We start from the raw sequence: 2,915 nt of genomic DNA, 5'->3' as shown, positions 1-2,915 counted from the left end.
ATTTTTAGTACTCGCCTGAAAACGCAACGGAGAAATTGCGGTGTTATGCAGACGAGTACTGAAAATGACACCACAGCACGGGAACCGAACCCGCTCCTCTGAAGAGCCGGACAATGACTCGGATAGGATGCCGCCATCATCCACACCGCCCAGCAACCCAGTTTTCGCGCTGGTTACTGCAGTTAATGTTACGGAACCTTTTCCAGATCCGCGGCATCGCGAACTGGAGAGGGAACAGCGACTGCCTTGTTTTTCGAGCGTCTTGATTCATGTTGGGAATACAGCCAGATGGGTATATACGCCGCCAATACCGCAAAGGCCACCCAGGTGGGAGCCCAGCCGATTTCCAGACTATTCAGGTACACTACTCCAATAACGCACAGAGGCACATTGAACAGGCCAAAGAATAAGCCGACATATTTCCAATTCTTTGGCGCCATGAAAGGCCTCTTCAGATCAGCAAATGACGGGTCTTTTTTAGATTTCACATAGGCGAGCAGGCTGAGCCCATGGGCTATGGTGTAACCAATCGCCGAGGCCCCAAGAACTGCCGAGGCGTTTCCCATTGAAATCAGCACCAGGTTGAAGGCCGCAATGGTCAGCAGTGCAATAAAGGGTGTTCCATGGCTGTTCGTTTGACCAAATACCTTGGGAAGGTTTCCTTCCCGAGCCATGGAGTGCATGGCGCGGGAAGCGCCCAGGTAAGCCGTTTGAATGATCAGGACCATGGCAGCCATCAGCAGGATAATGGTGATCATCGTACCGGCTTGGCCAAAGACGGCCTGGGCGACCGGGATCAGGGGAGACACCGGCTCGGCCAACACACCCTCAACACCAAGCACACCGATCACTGAAGATTGCAGCAGGACAAACAAGAAGAAACAGATCACGCCACAGGCAAACAGCGCTTTAGGGGCATCCTTGGCAGGATTTTTGTATTCGGGGCCGTACATGGCTGCCGTTTCCCAGGCACAGGCACTCCAATGCGCAATTCCAAAGACACCAAAGAGAATCAGGACATGATGCAGGTCCCAGGCCCAGTCAGTCGGCCACCAGCTGCCGGTGATATTGGACAGCTCAACGTGTCCGGTGGCAAAGGGCGCCACGGCCAGGATCACCAGTGGTATCAGGGAAATAGTCGCCAGGATGTAACCCAAAATGGCACCATCCTTCAGGCCGAACCAGTTCACCACGAATAATCCGGTGAAAATCACCGCACCTGACATCAGGGACAGCTGATACTCCGTAAAGGTTTCGCCCAGCACCGGAAACAGCCCATGAAGGTAACCGCCTACGAGGATGGAAAAGATTGCCAGAATTGGGTTCCAGCCAAACCAGTAGCTCCAAGCGGTAAACCCACCAAGTAGCTTGCCCTTGTTGTATCGACCATCTTGTTTTTCGGCATATATATGCTGGGCGAAACCCGGCACACCAGAGACCTTGGGAAAAGTGGTGGCCATTTCGGCGTAAGCGGTGTTTTGCATGAAACCCTGAAGGACCGATAATCCCCAGATCAGAATAGCTGCAGCAGACACATACAGCGGAAGATAGCCCAAAGACGGAAGAATTAGCAGGGGCACACCCAGCGCAATGGCCATGCCCTGCTTCCAGTTGATCGACCTTTTCAGGTCATCGTCCCCATGCGGATGTTTTTCACTCATTAAAATCTCCCTCAAACAATTTAAAGTCGGTCAATTTTTTGGTTGTGTAAATAATTTCCCGAATTTCTAAGGTGCCAATAATAAAAACCACAACCCTCCCGTCGAGAATTGATAGTGGCATGACGTGGCGCTGCCTTGCGGGGCCAGTCGGGCTGATTGATCTGGGATGCAGCAGATTCTTCGGGCTTTATTACCGTGATACGCAGAACCCGGGTTTGCGAAAATATGGAGAGGGCCCCGCCTTTTTATATTCAAAACTTTTAGGTTCGGCCAACAGCGGCAACAATCAATAGCGCGACCTGCAGCTGCATAAATGTCCTGCGGTGGGGCGAAGACGAAGCAGACACTGACGTGCTAGCGCCCGGGTAGCGATCTGGGGCACGTAGGGGTCGCCGGGTTTGCAGATGCGAGGTGAATGGTCACGCCTAGGCCGGTTGCGGGAAGTCATGGTTGCGGGCCTTAGAGTGCGAAGGAACGCTGGCCGGCGAAAAACCCCGGCGCGTAGTCGGGGGTTTTGAACTTCACTGTGGTTCCCAGGAGCTCGGAGGCCTTCAGCTTGAAGAATCCGGCGCCCATGACCGACCCCTTTGGGTTATGGAGGGAGTCGCCGATGGCTGCTTCAATGCTGGGTTCGTTCATCGAGGACAGCCCGAAATAACCGCCCTCGACATGGTGGATGGATCCGGCCTTGCTCAGGGTTCCTGTATGAGTTCCCATGGCTGCTCCTTTGAGTAGCGGTATGATCGGTCAAACTTGTTCATCTTTAGTGGAAATGAGTGCGGTCCAAAAGAACGGGCAGCCCCCAGCGTGGTCTCACGGAAGGGCCCGCGTTATAAGCCCGGCAACCTCTACCTAGACGAAAAGACAGCTCCACTTTCGTGACGCCGTTCGTGTTTTCTCGCCTTGGTTTGGCATCGAACGGTAGCCGCCAAATGGAGACCTTGTGGGTGATATTCATCCTCTAGGTACAAACGCATGGGAGTAACGCTCCTTTCGGATAGGTCTGGCCACAATTTAGGATGGGTCATTGTTCTGAACTCCGGCGGGGGTACTTGCAAGCCCGTTTAGAGATGTGGGTTCCTACTGGGTTTAGCGCCCGGGCAGGGTGATCCCCTGGCGGCTTTGGTGATCTTGCCGGGGTCTTCCCTCCAGGCCCGGGGCACTGGATATGGTGAGACTGTCAGCTTGGGTCAATCTGAATTTGACTTCCATTTTGACGTGAATTCCTTAGTATTTCTGCGATTCGAGCGCATA

The 2,915-nt window shown here is 53.6% G+C and carries 2 protein-coding genes; both read right to left on the bottom strand.

The window, feature by feature from the left end; all coding sequences use genetic code 11:
- Positions 1–188 precede the first annotated feature (188 nt).
- Positions 189–1,661: an APC family permease gene (locus AAGW05_RS18380; protein WP_411806005.1), complete on the bottom strand. Its 1,473-nt coding sequence runs from the start codon at positions 1,659–1,661 to the stop codon at positions 189–191.
- Between the two features lie 459 nt (positions 1,662–2,120).
- Complete coding sequence (locus tag AAGW05_RS18375) at positions 2,121–2,378, bottom strand: hypothetical protein (protein ID WP_411806004.1); 258 nt, start codon at positions 2,376–2,378, stop codon at positions 2,121–2,123.
- Between the last annotated feature and the right edge of the window lie 537 nt (positions 2,379–2,915).

It is taken from the genome of Arthrobacter sp. LAPM80 (assembly GCF_046736435.1).
GTDB lineage: Bacteria > Actinomycetota > Actinomycetes > Actinomycetales > Micrococcaceae > Specibacter.
This window is presented reverse-complemented; position numbering and strand designations above follow the sequence as displayed.

Coding starts and splice junctions, on each gene's coding strand:
- AAGW05_RS18380 (WP_411806005.1), bottom strand. CDS start 1,661: ATGAGTGAAAAACATCCGCATGGGGACGATGACCTGAAAAGGTCGATC.
- AAGW05_RS18375 (WP_411806004.1), bottom strand. CDS start 2,378: ATGGGAACTCATACAGGAACCCTGAGCAAGGCCGGATCCATCCACCAT.